General features: G+C 71.1%; 12 protein-coding genes and 1 pseudogene. 3 read left to right on the forward strand and 10 right to left on the reverse strand.

Features of this window, described 5'->3' with window-relative positions:
* Nucleotides 1-72: 72 nt before the first annotated feature.
* The 4 genes from ACILSK_RS09575 to ACILSK_RS09590 form a co-directional block, all read right to left on the reverse strand.
* On the reverse strand, nucleotides 73-705 hold the full coding sequence (locus tag ACILSK_RS09575; RefSeq protein ID WP_395726927.1) for a DUF4304 domain-containing protein: 633 nt from the start codon (nucleotides 703-705) through the stop codon (nucleotides 73-75).
* A 373-nt stretch (nucleotides 706-1,078) separates the two neighbouring features.
* Nucleotides 1,079-2,395, reverse strand: coding sequence for an HNH endonuclease (locus tag ACILSK_RS09580; RefSeq protein ID WP_395726928.1), 1,317 nt, complete (start codon nucleotides 2,393-2,395; stop codon nucleotides 1,079-1,081).
* Nucleotides 2,396-3,568: 1,173 nt separating this feature from the next.
* On the reverse strand, nucleotides 3,569-4,525 hold the full coding sequence (locus ACILSK_RS09585) for a diacylglycerol kinase (RefSeq protein WP_395726929.1): 957 nt from the start codon (nucleotides 4,523-4,525) through the stop codon (nucleotides 3,569-3,571).
* A 37-nt stretch (nucleotides 4,526-4,562) separates the two neighbouring features.
* Complete coding sequence (locus tag ACILSK_RS09590; protein ID WP_395726930.1) at nucleotides 4,563-5,027, reverse strand: universal stress protein; 465 nt, start codon at nucleotides 5,025-5,027, stop codon at nucleotides 4,563-4,565.
* Between the two features lie 127 nt (nucleotides 5,028-5,154).
* Between ACILSK_RS09590 and prfB the strand changes: the two genes are divergently transcribed.
* Nucleotides 5,155-6,261 carry a peptide chain release factor 2 gene (prfB, locus tag ACILSK_RS09595; RefSeq protein WP_395726931.1) on the forward strand — a complete coding sequence of 369 codons (1,107 nt, stop codon included), beginning with the start codon at nucleotides 5,155-5,157 and terminating at the stop codon, nucleotides 6,259-6,261.
* A gap of 18 nt (nucleotides 6,262-6,279) precedes the next feature.
* Here prfB and ACILSK_RS09600 read toward each other — a convergent pair whose 3' ends face one another.
* From ACILSK_RS09600 to ACILSK_RS09610, 3 genes are all read right to left on the reverse strand, one after another.
* Complete coding sequence (locus tag ACILSK_RS09600) at nucleotides 6,280-7,836, reverse strand: LLM class flavin-dependent oxidoreductase (RefSeq protein WP_395726932.1); 1,557 nt, start codon at nucleotides 7,834-7,836, stop codon at nucleotides 6,280-6,282.
* Nucleotides 7,837-7,916: 80 nt separating this feature from the next.
* Nucleotides 7,917-8,675 carry a class I SAM-dependent methyltransferase gene (locus ACILSK_RS09605; protein ID WP_395726933.1) on the reverse strand — a complete coding sequence of 253 codons (759 nt, stop codon included), beginning with the start codon at nucleotides 8,673-8,675 and terminating at the stop codon, nucleotides 7,917-7,919.
* The gene (locus tag ACILSK_RS09610; protein WP_395726934.1) at nucleotides 8,672-10,333 is read right to left on the reverse strand and encodes a LuxR C-terminal-related transcriptional regulator; all 1,662 of its coding nucleotides are present in this window, start codon (nucleotides 10,331-10,333) and stop codon (nucleotides 8,672-8,674) included. Before ACILSK_RS09610 ends, ACILSK_RS09605 begins: the two co-directional genes overlap by 4 nt.
* A 105-nt stretch (nucleotides 10,334-10,438) precedes the next feature.
* Here ACILSK_RS09610 and ACILSK_RS09615 point away from each other — a divergent pair, with 105 nt between their 5' ends.
* Nucleotides 10,439-11,272 (forward strand): class I SAM-dependent methyltransferase, encoded by an 834-nt coding sequence (locus ACILSK_RS09615; RefSeq protein ID WP_395726935.1) that lies wholly within the window; start codon nucleotides 10,439-10,441, stop codon nucleotides 11,270-11,272.
* On the opposite strand, the gene ACILSK_RS09620 is transcribed toward ACILSK_RS09615, so the two are convergent.
* From ACILSK_RS09620 to ACILSK_RS09630, 3 genes and pseudogenes are all read right to left on the reverse strand, one after another.
* Nucleotides 11,226-11,843, reverse strand: coding sequence for a TetR/AcrR family transcriptional regulator (locus ACILSK_RS09620; protein ID WP_395726936.1), 618 nt, complete (start codon nucleotides 11,841-11,843; stop codon nucleotides 11,226-11,228). The two genes, ACILSK_RS09615 and ACILSK_RS09620, sit on opposite strands and share 47 nt — an antisense overlap.
* 5 nt (nucleotides 11,844-11,848) lie before the next feature.
* Entirely contained in the window at nucleotides 11,849-13,456 is a 1,608-nt protein-coding gene (locus ACILSK_RS09625) for an amidohydrolase (RefSeq protein WP_395726937.1), read from the reverse strand.
* Nucleotides 13,453-14,963: pseudogene (locus ACILSK_RS09630) on the reverse strand (APC family permease). The gene ACILSK_RS09625 and the pseudogene ACILSK_RS09630 overlap by 4 nt, the downstream one beginning before the upstream one ends.
* Before the next feature lie 188 nt (nucleotides 14,964-15,151).
* On the opposite strand from ACILSK_RS09630, the gene ACILSK_RS09635 reads away from it, so the two are divergent.
* Nucleotides 15,152-15,808 (forward strand): hemerythrin domain-containing protein, encoded by a 657-nt coding sequence (locus ACILSK_RS09635; RefSeq protein WP_395726938.1) that lies wholly within the window; start codon nucleotides 15,152-15,154, stop codon nucleotides 15,806-15,808.

The following is a 15,808-nucleotide window of genomic DNA, read 5'->3' on the forward strand; positions in this document are numbered from 1 at the left end:
CGGGGGCTCCCGGACTCAAAGGCCAATGCTGCTGCTGCTGCCCGCTCACCCACCCAGTCGGGCCGGCCCGATCTAGCTCGAATGCGTCGACCCAATTCCGGTTGAGCGCAAGTGCACCCATTCGAGGATCTTCTCGCCAGCCTTGGTGTTGCGCAGTTCCTCGACCGCCCTATCCAACGCTGCGGATGGTCCGTGGTCAGCCAATAGCACGGCGGCAAGAGTGGAGGGCTGTGTTCCCAGCCGGGGTAGTACGCCGCGCTCGGCCTGCGGTTTCGAGAAGAAGTCGATGATTTCCTGCGGGCTGTCTCGTAGCCGGGCAAATAGCGGCGCGACATCGCGTTCGACAATCATCGTGAGTCGCCGGCCACAATGCTCGGCTTCATCCTGGCCTGAGAAACTCCATTGCTGCTCGAAGATCCTTGTACTCCTGTCGCCTGTCATATATCGAAAGGCGACGTCAGCCGGGGCCAACAAGCGATTCCGGAGTACGCCGCCGGTGTAGTCCGGGTCCTCAACGACATCTTTGCCTGTGCTCCAGGCTGCGAACTCTTTCCACGCCTTGGGGACAATATTGAGGTTCACGTAAAATACGGTGTTCCCACCACCGGAGCCCGAACTCCCCTGCAAGTTCACCAAGCCTTGGCTTTCGCCCTTGGCTCCCAAGCGATAGGTGCGGCCGGTCCGCCGGAACCCGAGCTTCTTCATGGCGGAGTTGAACCCAAGCCCCGTCATCGCATCAACGGATCTTGACACCCGATCATCCCCCCGATTCGCTCAGGCAGTCCGTGGTCCATGCGGAGTTAGCTCCAACGGAAAAGGGTTCCCGACCTGACTCAACTTAGTGCAGACCGCCGCCCCGCCGGATCGAGTTGAGTGCCTCGTGCAGATGTGCGGGTAGCCGTTCGGTGGCGGTGATGGGTCTGCTGGTCGGCCCGGATCTCGATGCACCGAACCCCCATCGCCGACTGCCAGGACAATCCGAGACTGGGACAGTCAAGCCGGCAACCGTAGTAACCGGCGAACCACACGTGAACATTCGCGGCGAGAAGCACAAGGGCGCACCAACTGCTGACCCCAGCTATCCGCTGGTGCCGGAGCCGGGCCATTGGAGGTCGACGTCGACGGCCGGCAGCCAGGGGATCGTGGCCCGTGTCCAGGGCGGCGAGGTGGGGGGTTTCGGTGGCCGGCTGCGGTACCGGTGCCCGGTGGGGGTGGTGGTCACGATGGTGCCGTCCCGCACCTGGGTGGCCCAGCCCCGCAGATCTTTCGTGAGGTTGCAGCGGGCGCAGCGACCGTTGCCGTTGCGTAGGTCGGTGTTCCCACCCTTCGCGACGGCCACGGCGTGGTCGGCGTGCCGGATCGGCGACCCGCACCACGGCGTGCGGCACACCTGATCCCGCACGGTCAGAAACATCCTTGCGGCGGACGGGAAGTCTCGCCGCCGAGCGTCCGTCGCGGCCAGCTCCCCGGTGGTCGGGTCGGTGAACAACCGCCGCACCCACACCCGGGTCTGCTCGTCCGCGCGGACCAGGTCCCGGGCGAGCGGCGCCGGGATCGGCCCGACCCCGACGACGTGGGCGGGTTCATCATCGGCGTCGACCAGGGTCCGGTCGGTCATCACCAGATGCACCTCGACCCCGGGTACCTGGGGCACCCCGTTCGCGGGAGTGAGCACCCGGCGGACGAGTTCGTCGGCCATGATCTGACCCTTGGACCGGTGCTCGTCCCCGTCACCGGCACCGGTCATCGCGAAGCGGTGCAGTTCCCCGAACACCGCGCACCCGTCCTTGACCGGTAGCAGCGCCGTCACGTACGTCATGCAGTCCGGCGCCGGCCGGATACTGACCCGCCGGTCCACCCCCGCCTTCGCCGCCCGTTCCGCCGCACCATGCGGATCCAGCCGCTGCGCCCACGCCCGCGCCTCCCGCTCGGTCCGCGCATCACCCCACCCGGCCAGCTCGCCCGCGATCGCCGCATCGATCTGCGCGCGGTGCTCCACCGACAGGTGCGCGGTTTCCCGGGCGATGATCGTGGCCCGCCATTCACTGGCCTCCCCGGCCGCGAGCACGGCCAGCACCCCGGGCATTTCCCGCACCAGGGTGCGAGCCAACCCGACATGCCGGTTCCCTTTGTGCGCGCTGTCCCGCCGGGCCAACCCGACCTGCCCGCACACCGACCGGCTGATCTCTCCCGGCTTCGACCCCGCCGCCACCAACAACGCCCGCTGCGACCCGGCGAACCCGTCCGTCACCTGCGCCTGCCGGGCGAACGCCGCCGACTTCACCCGCTCCAACGCCGTCAGCTCATCGATCCGCTCCGGGTCGGTCAACTCGTCCAGGCCCGCCGCAGCCAGCGCCGCGAGGAACACGGCAGCGGCCTCGACGATCGACGACATACGTTCGAGTCTACCGACTCCGGTACCTCACCACAACAGTAAATCCCAGTTGAAGGCATTGGATTCGAACAGGTGAGCCGAGACGTAGATACCTGGACCGTCCCACCGACCTACGACCGTCGCCGATGTCCGGCAGGTCCAACGGGCTCCGGCTCGACGCCGCGACGCCCCAGATGCGGCCGACGCCGGCCCGTGGACCGCCAGGCGTGCCCGCGCAGTTGGGCCTGACGGAGGGTGACCGCACCTCCGGCCGACCGATCAGCCCGCCGTCGATGCATGGCGTCGCCCTTCCACGCTCAATGGTCCTGGTTCATTTGTGTGCGCCAAGGGTCACTTCCCCGCCTCCCAGTCCGAAAGTGGTCGTATGGACGTCCTACTTATCACCAACTCCTCGCCCCTCAGCCTGAACTTCAGGCTGACCGACCTCATTGGCCACCGCAAACGTACTTTGGAATCGAAATCTCTATTGACAAGCTTGCCGACCAAATCCACAAGTTCCGCCACCTCGAGGTTTTCAACCCTATAGTCAGGCCCAAACAAGAGGAAGCATTCTGCTGCCCGGCTCGAGCAAGCCGCCCATGCTTCAATTCCTTTTGCATCGAAATAGATGTCGGTCACTCGGGATAGACTTCAGTGCAATCCGAAATTCTTGCGCCCACACTGACCAGCATCTTCAAGAGTTCTGATACGCGAGGAACTTCGAACGAGCTACTAGCACCCATGCCAGCTCCCCACGAGGTCATACCGGCCCAACTTGTACGGCCTGTATCTGCCGCGCATTCTATCTTGGTGTTTGCCAGAGGCTTTCGTCGGGAGCCCGTCGGAAGGCACACACTTCGCCCTTCGAGCTATTCGTGAGTAACGACCTCCACCGCGCCGGCGGATCCGAGATCCGTACCATCATCGCAACCAAAGTTGGACGTAGGCGCTCCAACTAGCTCGATGTTCGACCGCGTCTCCCAGACGTCCGACAATTGCTCTTCGGCGCTGGCCCTCCTCCGCCCGCGCAGGTGATAGCCCGTCGGCTCGTCGCCAACGGAGCCCAGGCGCAGCAATTCAACCCGATCGGGACGAACGGCATCAGCAGGCTTCCAGCCGACCGTTCCCGTGCGATTCGCGCGTTCCGGCACCCGGCGGCCCGCGAAACCGGTGCACGGAGGCCAACCACCGAGATCAGCTCTCGCGGCCCCTCGCACCCAGGACGGACAATGCCGCCGGGTCCACGGTCACCGAAACCGGCAGCGGTCCGACACGCTCTCCATCGGCGTACGCGATGACGCCGGTCGACCGAGCACCGGCCGCCCGAGCACCGGCCGATCGGGGAGCAGCCGAGCGGACGGCGACGGACACCGACCTCCCCCGCAGCGTGAGCACCTCCGGACGCCCGACATGACGCCCCGGATAGACCGAGGGAAACAGGCGAACCAGCTTGAGCCGGCTGATCGACGTCACCACCGTCACGTCGAGCAGGCCGTCGTCGGCCCGGGCAGCGGGGCAGATCCGCATCCCGCCGCCGTAGGAGGACATGTTGCCGACCGCGACAAGCATCGCCTCGCGCTCCAACTGGGTGCCGTCGACCGACAGCACATAGGAAATGGGGCGAAAGGACGCCAGCTCGCGGACCAGCGCGACGTGGTACCGCGTGCGTCCGCGGGGCCAGGTCATCGTGTTCATGCGCTCGTTCACCCGGGCGTCGAACCCGGCCGCGACGACGGTGCCGAACCACCGCTCGGGAACACCGACCGAGGACAACCGACCCAGATCGACCGGCCCGGCCACACCGAGCGCGACGACCCGGGCCGCGGCCACGGCGTCTCGCACCGGCAGCCCGAGGGCCCGCGCGAAGTCGTTCCCCGACCCTCCGGGCAGCACCCCCAACGGCACCGGCGAGCCGGCCAGCACGGGCAGCACTGCGGCGACCGCGCCGTCACCCCCGCACACCGCGACCGCCGAGCAACCCGCCGCCACCGCCGCGGCCGCGGAATGGCGACAGTGTTCGGCCGACCGGGTCACCACCACATCGACGGCCAGGCCAAGCCGGCGCAGTTCGGCGATCGCCGCACCGGCGACCCGACGGGACAAGCCCCGCCCCGCGTTCGGGTTGACCAGCACCGTGACGTCGCGGAGCACCCGCCCACAGTACGGGCGACCGGCACGAACGACCTCGTCAGTCCAGGGTCGCCCCGGCCACGGCCGCCGGATCAAGGATGTCGATCGGTTCCGGCGGGGCGGATGGGCCCGGCACGACGACAACCGGGCACGCTGCGTGACGCACCACCTCGGCCGACACCGAGTGCCCGATGACGTCCACCATGCCGGCCCGGTGCCCGCGTCCGACGACCAGCAGGTCGGCGCCGACGGCCTCGTCGAGCAACACCTTCGCCGCGGCACCACCCCGGCTGCGTTCCACCAGCTCGGGCTTGCCGCCGACCGCGCGCTGGGCCTCGGCCACCGCGGCGACCACCATGCATGAGGAGGCTCGGGCCGTCTCGATGTCATGTCCGGCGCCGTGCGTCCAGGCATGCACGACCCGCACCGTCGCACCGCGCGCCAGCCCCTCCCGGAACGCCCATTCCAACGCCGCCCGACCGGCCGGCGTCCCTTCGATTCCCACGACGATCGCTGTGCTCATACCGACACTCCCTCACCTGCACCGACACCACGGCCACGACACGACGAGGCCCGGTTTCGACGCTAGGCAGTGGCCGATGCGCAGAGCAGGGCCGAAGGTCCCCGGCATCCGCGTAGGCTGACGTGCTGTGAATCTCGACGACGCGGCTGCGGTCAAAGCCCTGGACACCACCCTTTCCAGCATCGAAGCGGTCATGGACGTCCAGCGGCTGCAGCGCACCATCGACGAGCTGTCCGAGGCGGCGAGCGCCCCCGACCTGTGGAACGACCAGGAGAACGCGCAGAAGGTCACCAGCCGGCTGTCCCACGCCCAGGCCGAGCTGAAGCGGATCAAGGACCTCCGGCAGCGCCTGGACGACCTGGAGGTCATGTTCGAACTCGGCGACGAGGACCCGGAGACCTACACCGAGGCCCAGGCGGAACTCATCGCCCTGGGCAAGGAGATCGAGACCCAGGAGGTCCGCACCCTGCTGTCCGGCGAGTACGACGAGCGGGAGGCGATGGTCACCATCCGCTCGGAGGCCGGTGGCGTCGACGCCGCCGACTTCGCCGAGATGCTGCTGCGGATGTACCTGCGCTGGTCCGAACGGCACGGCTACAACACCGAGGTCTACGACACGTCGTACGCCGAGGAGGCCGGCATCAAGTCGGCCACCTTCCAGGTCAAGGCGCCCTACGCCTACGGCACCCTGTCGGTGGAGCAGGGCACCCACCGCCTCGTCCGCATCTCCCCGTTCGACAACCAGGGCCGCCGGCAGACCAGCTTCGCCGGCGTCGAGGTGGCGCCGGTCGTGGAGACCAGCGATCACGTCGAGATCGACGACAAGGATCTGCGGGTCGACGTCTACCGCTCCTCCGGCCCCGGCGGGCAGGGCGTCAACACCACCGACTCCGCGGTGCGAATCACCCACCTGCCGACCGGCATCGTGGTGTCCTGCCAGAACGAGCGGTCGCAGATCCAGAACAAGGCGTCCGCGATGGCGGTGCTGCAGTCCAAGCTGCTGGAACGCCGCCGGCAGGAAGAGCGGGCCACGATGGACGCACTCAAGGACACCGGCAACTCGTGGGGCAACCAGATGCGCTCCTACGTGCTGCACCCGTACCAGATGGTCAAGGACCTGCGGACGAACTACGAGGTCGGCAACCCGTCCGCGGTCTTCGACGGCGAGATCGACGAGTTCATCGAGGCCGGCATCCGCTGGCGCCGCTCCGACGACGCCGACGGCACCGCCTGACCGACCGCTGGGCCGGGGTCAGACCGGCGCCGGCATCATCGTCAGCGCCACCGCCAGCGAGTCCTCCTCGTAGGCCAGGTGCGAGCGCAGGATCTCGCCGAGATGCTCGGCCAAAGAACCGATCTCGGTGATGCCGTCATCCGTCGGACCGGACGAGCCGTCCTCCCGGACCAGGTCGACCAGGGCGCGATCGAAGCGCTCGAGGACGCCGGCGATCACCAGGTGCTCGGCCTCCAGCCGATCCACCACCGCGCCCACCTGCGGCGCCGCCGCCCGGACCCCCGGGAACATGTGCGCGTCCTCGACGGCATGGTGGATGGTCACGATCCGGCAGTACGACGCGCAGAACGAGCCGAGCGTCCAGTGGTTCTGCCGCACCGTCATCCGGCTGATCAGGGTGCGGGCGGCGGCCGGGGTCAACTCCCCCTCGGCGACCTGCCCCACCGCCTGACCGATCTGCTCCAGCTCGGCCCGCAGATGGTCGTGGATCGCCACCAGGTTGCGGAAGTTGTCCGGGTGGGACGGGCCGGAGGGTGCCGGCGGATCCAGCACCGGCGGTCGTGGCCGGTCCTGCACCGGCAGACCGCCGGCGTCGCCCCAGCTTCCGTCGCGCTCGATGCCGTCGTCGCCCTCGGGCGCGGCGACCGTAACGGCCGCTCGCGCCATCGGTTCGGGCTCGGCCGGCCCGCCCCGCCGCGCCGCGGCCACCCGCTCGCGGACGTCGGGTGCCACCTCCTGCGCGAAACATTCGATGGAGGAGACGATATCGCCGCCCGGTGCGAGCAGGAACGACGAGAAGCCCTGCTCCAGAACAAGATCGGTCAACTGACTCGCCCACTGCGCCGGGGGGCCGTCCAGGAACCCGCCCGCGGCCGAGCCGAAACGGCCGTTGACGTTGTAGATCCGGACGATGTCGGCCGGCCGCCGACCCGCGTCCACGGCCATCTCGTCCATCCGGGCGTTCAAGTCCCTGGTTTGATCGGGGGACGCGTAGGCCTGGGACGGCAGCCAGCCGTCCGCCAGTCGCGCCGTCAACGACAGCATCCGCGGCTGGTATGCGCCGACCCAGATGCCGACCGGATGCGCAGGGGCCGGACCCGGGGCGACCGACTCGATCGGGTAGTGGCCGCCCAACGTGATCGGTTCGTCGGCCGTCCAGATCGCCCGGATGACCTCGATGGCGTCGGCCAGCGCGTCGACCGCTTCACCGCGGGTCAGCCACGGTCCGCCCATCCGGCCGATCGCGTCCAGGAGGTAGCCGGCACCCAGGCCGAGTTCCACCCGACCGCCGGTCAGCAGATCGAGCGAGGCCACCGACCGGGCCAGCACCGCGGGCGGGCGCAGCGGCAGGCAGGCCACCCCGGGAAACAGGCGGATCGTCGACGTCGCCGCCGCCAGGTGGGACAGCAGCGTCCACGTGTCCAGCAGGTCGGCGTTGTAGGGGTGGTCCTGGACGCCGACGAGGTCGAGACCCTGCTGCTCGGCGACCTGCGCGAGGCGCACCACCGTCGCCGCCTGCGAGGCGGGATTGGGCAGGAACAGGCCGAACGTCAGCTCGTGCCCGAGGTCCGGCATCCGATGCCCCTTTCCCGCGCCGGCCGGAACGCCGAGCACCGGACAAACCCTAGGGCCACCGGAACGAACCCGCAGCGCGGTCAGGCCCGCCCGATGACGCACCATGCGCTGGCGTCGATATCGAACGGTGCCGGCGGCAACTGCACAAGACACTGTCGGCGCAATGCCTCTCGCCGCTCGGCAGTCAGCCCGGCCGCGTAGGCACCCGCCGGCCCGACGCCGAGAGTGTAGGGCTCCCACCACTGGTCGGCCGAGGAGTACCGCACCCGGACGGTCAGCGCGGTATCCCAAATGACCTCCAGCCCGGCCCGGCGGAACAGCGCCGCCAGCTGGCCGGCCCGGGCGCCGGCCAGGTCGGACTCGTCCGGCGCGGCCGGATCGAGTGACCGCACCGCCCGCCAGAACGGCGAGATCGGGCCGCGGTCCCCGGCGTGATCCCAGACCGTGGCCGCCACCGTCCCGCCCGGGCGGGCGACCCGGCCCATCTCGCGCAGGCCGGCGACCGGATCCCGCATGAAGTGCACCACCAGCGACGCGGCGACGACATCGAAGGAGTCGTCGGGCCATGGCAGCGCTTCCGCCGCACCCTGCCGGACATCGAGGTCGGGAAAGCGCTCCCGGGCCGCGGCCACGAACGGCGCGGACGGGTCGACGGCGGCCACCGAGCCCGCCCCGAGCCGGTCCACCAGGCGAGCGGTCAGCGCCCCCGGCCCGCACCCCACGTCCAGCGCCCGCCAGCCGGGCGACAAGGACATCAATGCGGTCAATTCAGTGGCCAGGGGCTCGGAATACCGGCCCATGAACAGTCCGTAGGACTGCGCCGCGACCTCGAAACTCATCGGCTCACCTCCAAGGACACTGCGTACGCCGCCGCCTCGGCGCGGCTGCGCAGCCCGAGCTTGCTCAGGATCGAACTGACGTGATGCTCGATGGTCCGCACCGAATTGTGCTGCCGCGCAGCGATCTCGGCGTTGGACAGGCCGTCCCGGAGCAGCTCGAACACCGCCCGTTCCCGGTCCGACAGCGCGGTCACCGCGTCGGGTGGCCGAGCCCGTGGGCGGGTCGGCCGGCCCAGGTCGGTCAGCAGCGCGGCACTGTCGACCGCCGCCGGAGCGCCCAGCCGGTCGTAGATCAGGTGCGCGGACCGGGCGTCGTCCGCCGCGGCGGCGTCGTCCATGCCGGCCAGCAGCCGGGCCCGGGCCAGGTGCAGATCCGCGCGCAGCACCGGCCACTGCTGGCCGGTCAGTGCCGCCAACCCGCCGACGAACGCGGCATCGGCGGCCGGCCCGTCACCGGCCGCCCGAGCGACCAGTCCCCGGCCCAGCGCGGCCCGGGCGCGCAGCACCGGCGGCGCCGGATCACCGGCCAGCCGGTCCAACTCCTGCGCGGCAGCCCCTGCGGCTTCCACATCGCCGCAGGCCAGGCACGCCTGAACCCGGATCAGCAGCAGCCGGGCCACCCGCATCCGGTCGTCACCCATCGCGGCCACCCCACGGCCGGCTACGGCGATCGCGTCGGCGTAGCGGCGATCGGCCAGCTGCAGGGCGGCCAGGGCGAGCACGCTGTCCGGGTGGTCCGCCCGGTCCGCGATCAGCCGGCGGGCCTCGGCCAACCGGCCCTGGGCGATCCACAGCTCGGCCAGCGCGGCCCTGCTCTGGCCGGCCACCCGGGCTCCGCCGAACGGCGCGCGGCCACTGCCCAGCCGCAACGCGACCTCCGCCTCGTCCCACCGGCCCACGTCGCACAGGATCAGCCCGAGGTGCGACCGGCAGTGCGCATACAGGAAAGCCGGGCCGTGGTCCGCGGCCAGTCCCAGGTGGCGATCAGCGGCCCGGGTCCACTGGTCGGCGCGGTCCAGGTCGCCGACCCGGGCGCAGGCACTGAGGAGGTTGCAGATCACCTCGACCGCGGCGATCGGGCTGCTCGCCTCACCGGACAGCACCATCGTCATCGCCTCGTCCAGTAACTGCAGACCCTCGTCGACCAACGCCCTGGACACCTGCGCGGTGCCCAGGTCGGCCAACGCCTTGGCCTCGATGTTCGGCTCGCCGATGGACCGGGCAATACCCAGCGCCCGCTTGGCGTCGGCGTGCAGCCGGGCGACGTCGGGAACGTCGCAGCCGGGCAGCGGCAGCAGGGTCAGCGCCTCCTCCAGGCTGTCCGGCCGGTCGGCCACCAGCCGCCGGGCCCGGCCGAACCAGGCCGCCGCCACCATCGGGCTGTCGAACCCGAAGAAGTGCAGCCGGCCGAGGAACACCGCGGCCACTGCCGCCCGGGCCGGTTGCGCCGGGGCGAACGCCCGCAGGCTGTCGGACAATGCGGCCACCGCCTGCGGACCGCGACCGGTCATCGAGCAGCACACGCCGATGACCAGCTGCCGTTCCGCGGGATCAACGCCGGCGTCCTGCTCGGCCAACTGCGCGGCGCCCGGCAGGTCGCCGGTCGCCAGCAACCCGTCGAGCTCGGACCAGGACGGTCCACCGAGGTACGCAGGCACGGTGTCGATGGTGACAGGCCGGTCGGCCGACGGCGATGCGATTGGGTAGCGGATTGGGTGGTTCCACCGGTTCGGCGAACCGGGGCGACGGGCAGGCTCACGGCCATGACCGACACCGAGATGGCTCGCTCGTTCCTTGCTCCGGCCCAGGGGTACGACGCGCTGATGGGCCGCTACCTGCCCACCCTGGGCCCGGCGTTCGCCGACGCCGCCGGCATCGGCCCGCATCAGCGCGTGCTGGACGTCGGCTGCGGCCCCGGGGGTCTCACCCGCGAGCTGGTCGCCCGGACCGGCCCCGGCAATGTGGCGGCGATCGAGCCGTCGGAGCCGTTCGGGCAGGCCTGCCGGGAGCGCAACCCCGGCGTCGACGTCCGCGCGGGCATCGCCGAGGACCTGCCGTTCGCCGACGCCGAGTTCGACGCCGCGCTGGCCTGCCTGGTCGTCGGGTTCATGTCGGACGCCGCCGCCGGGATCGCCGAGATGGCCCGGGTCACACGGCCCGGTGGCGTGGTCGCTGCCTGCTTCTGGGACCTGGCGCACATGCAGATGCTGCGCCGGTTCTGGGCCGGGGCCGCCGAGCTCGCCGGTGCCGGTCGCGGCGAGGTCGGCCTGCTCGGCAGCCGGGAGGGCGACCTGTTCGCGCTGCTCACCGGGGCCGGATTGACCGACGTGCACGAGATCACCATCGAGGCCCGCGCCCGGTACGAGAATTTCGAGGACTGGTGGAACCCGCTCACCCTGGGCATCGGCCCGGCCGGGTTGTACGTGCGTTCGCTCGACGACGAACAGCGGCGGGCCGTGCGGGACGCCTGCCGGCGGCAGTTCACCGCTCCGGACGAGCCGTTCACCCTGGACGCCCGCGCCTGGTGCGCGACCGGTCGGCGACCGTCCGTCAGTGAGCGCGCTGCGCCTCCAGCATCTCGGCCAGCCCCCGAATAGTCAGCGACAGCCCCAGCTCGAAGCCCTTTTCCGCCCGATCCGGGCCGAGAGTGGCCCGCCCGAGCGCGGTCTGCAACGGCGAATCGAGCCCCGGGCTCTCCTCCCAGATCACCGACGGCGCCCCCACGTCCAGCGCGGCTCCCAGGCACAGCGTGTCCAGCATGGTGATCGCCAGCACCACCTCGTCGGGACCGAACCCGGCCCGGGACAGCAACCCGGCGAGCGCGCCGTACTGGTGCAGCGTCACCCGGTCGGTGATCGTCTGGGCGACCAGCGCCGGGATGGCCGCCGGGTGCGCGGCGAAGGCGTCGCGGTAGCTGCGGGCCCAGGCCGCGACGCCGGCCGCCCACGGGGTGTCGTCGTCGAGCGGGGCGAACCGGCCGGCCAGCAGACCGCGGATGCCCTCGACGATCTCGGCCCGCCCGGCCACGTGGTGATACAGCGAGGAGACGCTGACTCCGAGCTTCTGGGCGAGCTCCGGCACGGTGAACCGGCCGGTCCGGTCCAGCAGTTTCAGTGCGGTCCGGCAGATGAGATCGCGGGACAGGATCGGCTGGGAGGGGCGGGGCACGCGGCTCAGTCTGCCCGGTGCACCACGGTGCCGTCGACGACCGTCAGCGGAACCGGCGCCTGCGCGAACTCGTCCGGCACCGCCGTCAACGGGTCCAGCCCGAACGCCGAGAGGTCGGCCCGGTGGCCGACCCTGATCCGACCACTGACGTCACCGAGCCCGGCCGCCGCCGCCGCCGCGGTGGCATAACCGCGCAGCGCCTGCCCGGCGGTGAGCGCCTGATCGGGCCGAACCGGGTCCACGTCCCCGAGCCCGTGTGGGCGGCGCAGCTGCGCGTCCGCGATCACCCCGCGAGGGTCGAACGGGGCCACCGGCCAGTCCGACCCGAGCGCCAACCGGGCGCCCGCGTCGGCCAGGTCGCGGCAGCGGAACGCCCGTCGCGACCGCTCGGGACCCAAGCGCTCCGACCAGTTGTCGCTCTGGTCGGCACTGGTGTAGAGGGTGCAATGGGTGGGCTGCATGCTGGCGGTGACGTCGAGCGCGCGGAACCGGCCGACCAGTTCGGTCGGGATCGTCTCGATGTGCTCGATGCGATGCGGCACCCGGCCGCGGCGCGTCCCGGACAACGCGTCCAGCACGTAGCGCACGCCGGCGTCACCGATCGCGTGAGTGACGACCGGCACCCCACGGTCGGCCAGATACCGAGCGGCCCAGACATACTCGGCCGGGTCCGGCCAGAACGGGGCCGTACTCTCGCCGTGCGTGTCGGCGCGGGAGAGCCAGGCGGTGCCCCCGTCGACGGTGCCGTCGATCATGAACTTGACCCCGTCGACCCGCCAGCGCGCACCCCCGGACCGCTGCCGGTCCACCAGATCGTCCAGCTCGGCTCGAGTCACGCCCGGCATGCAGAACGGGGCGAATCGCAGCCGCAGTGGCAACCCCGCCGAACCGTCGAGATGGCCGACCAGCTCGGCGGAGTCGGCCTCGAAGTCCATCGCGTTTCCGGCGGTCAGGCCGGCGGCGGCCATCCGTTGCAGCAGGTCGGCGAACCGGGCCCGGCGCACGGACCGACTTTGCGCCGGCAGCACCGCCTGGACCAGTTCGTAGGCCGGGATCTCCAGCAGATGCCCGGTCGGCACCCCGTTGTCGTCGCAGACGACGGTGGCTCCGCCGGCGAACTCGCGGGGGCCGTCGATGCCGGCCCGCTTGAGCGCCGCGGGCGAGGCGATCGCCGCATGCGCGTCGAACATCAGGATGAACACCGGGATGTCGCCGACCGCGCGGGTCAGCGGCTGATGGGTGATCGGGACGCGGCCGAACGCGTTCGGATTCAGTCCCCAGCCCAGCACCCACTCCCCCGGCTCGTCCCGCTGCGCCCGGCGCAGCGCGTCGGCCAGCTCGCCCAGGTCGCGGACCGCGGACAGGTCGGCGCCGCGGGTCAGGTCGAGCCCCAGCACGGGATGGATGTGCCCGTCGACGAGGCCGGGAGTGACGGTGGCCGTGCCCAGGTCGATCACCTGGGTGCCGGCGCCGCGCCAGCCGGCGACGTCGCGCCGGTCACCGACGGCGCTGACGATGCCGCCGGTGACGGCGACGGCGGTGGCGGTGGCGGCCGGGCAACCGGGATCCAGGGTGTGCACGGTGTCGGCGGTGACGATCAGGTCGGGGCTCACTGGACCAGCTCCTCGTCGGTCGGCTCGGTGGCGGGCAGGTGGCCGTCCTCGCTGGGCACGGCGCCGATGCCGGCGTACACGGCCGGGCGGTGGGCCTTGAGCACCCGGGCAGCGACGGCCGCGGCCGCGAAGGTCAGCGGCACGATGCCGACCAGCAGCACGTTCGTCACGCCCTCGGCGGTGGTCAGCAGGTCGATGTGCGCCGCCAGGGCGATGACGGCGGCGGTCAGCAGCACGGCGGCCAGCGCGGCACAACCGGTGGGGATCCACGCCCTGACGGTGTGCCGGCGGCGCCAGAAGTAGGCGACCACGGCGAAGGAGGTCAGGGCCTGCAGCGCGATGATGCCGACCACGCCCGGGGTGTTCACCTTCAGCAGCAGGTCGGTGTAGGGGTCGGCGCCGGCGATCGCGAACCCGGCGATCACGACCGCGGCCAGGACGGACTGGACCGCACCCGCGAACGACGGCGAGCCGTACCGGGGGTGGGTGTGGGCCAGCCTGGCCGGCAGCAGCCCGTCCCGGGCCAGGTTGAAGGTGTAACGGTTGATGGCATTGTGGAACGCGATCTGCGACGCCAGCACGCTGGTCATGATCAGCACGTACATCACGTCGGACGCCCAGGTGCCCACGTACTGCTCGATGGCCACGAAGAACAACGACGCCGGGTCCGCCGCGGCCGCCGACAGCACGCCCTCGTCGCCGAACGCCTGGATGATCGCCCACACGATCAGGCAGTAGAACAGCCCCATGAAGACGACCGCGCCGTACGTCGCCCGCGGGATCGAGCGCTCCGGATTGCGCGCCTCGGGCCGATACAGCGCGGTGGACTCGAAGCCCATGAAGGCCGCGAAGCAGAAGGCGAGCACGCCGATCATGCCGGGCGCGAACATCGCCTCCGGGCTGAACGACGCGGCCGACAACGCGCTGGTGCCGGGAGCCCCGCCCGTCACGATGACGGCGCCGGCCAGCAGCGCCAGGATCGCCGTCTCGGCAATCAGCAGGACCCCGAGAATCCTGGCGCCGACGTCGATACCCCGCCGTCCGACGAACCACACGATGGCGACGGCGACGAGCGCCACCGCCCACCAGGGCACGTCGTCGCCGGTGAACGTGGCGATGGCGTCCGATATCTGCTCCCCGAGCAGCCCGTACACGCCGATCTGCAGCGCGTTGTAGGCGACCACGGCCAGCACCCCGGAGGACATCCCCATCGTCCGGCCCAGCCCCATGGTGATGTAGCTGTAGAACGCGCCGGCCCCGCCGGTGTGCCGGGTCATGGCCATGAAGCCGACCGCGAACAGCGCGAGCACGGCGCCGGCGGCCAGGTAGCCGGCGGGCGCGCCGATGCCACCGACCAGGATCGCCACCGGAGCGACGCCGGCCATCACGGTCAGCGGGGCGGCCGCGGCGATCACCAGGAGGCGATGCCGCCGGCACCCAGCGCGTTGGTCTTGAGGTGCTCCGCCGGCGGTCGGGCGGTGGCATCGGCGGGCGGCGGTTGCGGCATCGGCACCCTCCGGGTCGTCGGTCGGCTCTGCTGGTCAATCGAGGTCGAGTTCATCAGCGTGCTCTTGCAGCGGCGGCGGTGCGAGCGGGACAGGGGGCTGGTCGGTGCGTTTTACCGAAACCGATTCGGTTTCTGTTCAAGCAAGAATGAGGGCGCCCGTGCGCGCTGTCAAGAGGTAGCGTCGGCTCATGTCGGATCCCGCTGCCGCGTCCGTCCACGACGGACCCCGGATGAACGCCCTGATCCACCGAGCCGTCCGCCGGGACCTGACCGAGTTTGCCGCCGCGCTGGACCGCTACGCCGACGGGGACCGGACCCGCGCGGCGGCGATCGCCGCCCGGTTCCACTGGCTCGACGAGCTACTGACCCACCACCACGAGGGTGAGGAGCAGATCCTCTGGCCGGTGCTGCGCACCTCCCCGACCGAGACCGCCGAGGTCGCCGAGCTGACCGACGAGCACGAGCGGATCGTCTCCGCGCTCTCCGCCGCCCGCGATGCCGTCGCCCGGTTCGGCGCCAGTGGCTCCGCCGGCGATGCGAAGGCCGCGGGCGCCGCGGTGCGCGCGCTGACGGACGCGGCGGAGGAGCACTTCGACCATGAGGAGGGCGAGATCGACGAACTGTGCGAGCGCGCCGACCCGGTCGCCCTGCGGGCCGCGTACAAGAAGATGGGGCGCGGCGCCGGCCTCAGGGAGGGCCTGTTCTTCATGCAATGGGTGTCCGACGGGCTGCCGGCCGACGACGCGGCGTTCCTGGGCACCCTGATTCCCACGCCCGTCCTGTGGCTGTCGCGCACCGCCTACGGCCGTCGCTACCGCGCGGCCACCGCTCCCCTGCGGTCCTGA

Source organism: Nakamurella sp., from assembly GCF_044224575.1.
Taxonomy (GTDB): Bacteria; Actinomycetota; Actinomycetes; order Mycobacteriales; family Nakamurellaceae; genus Nakamurella.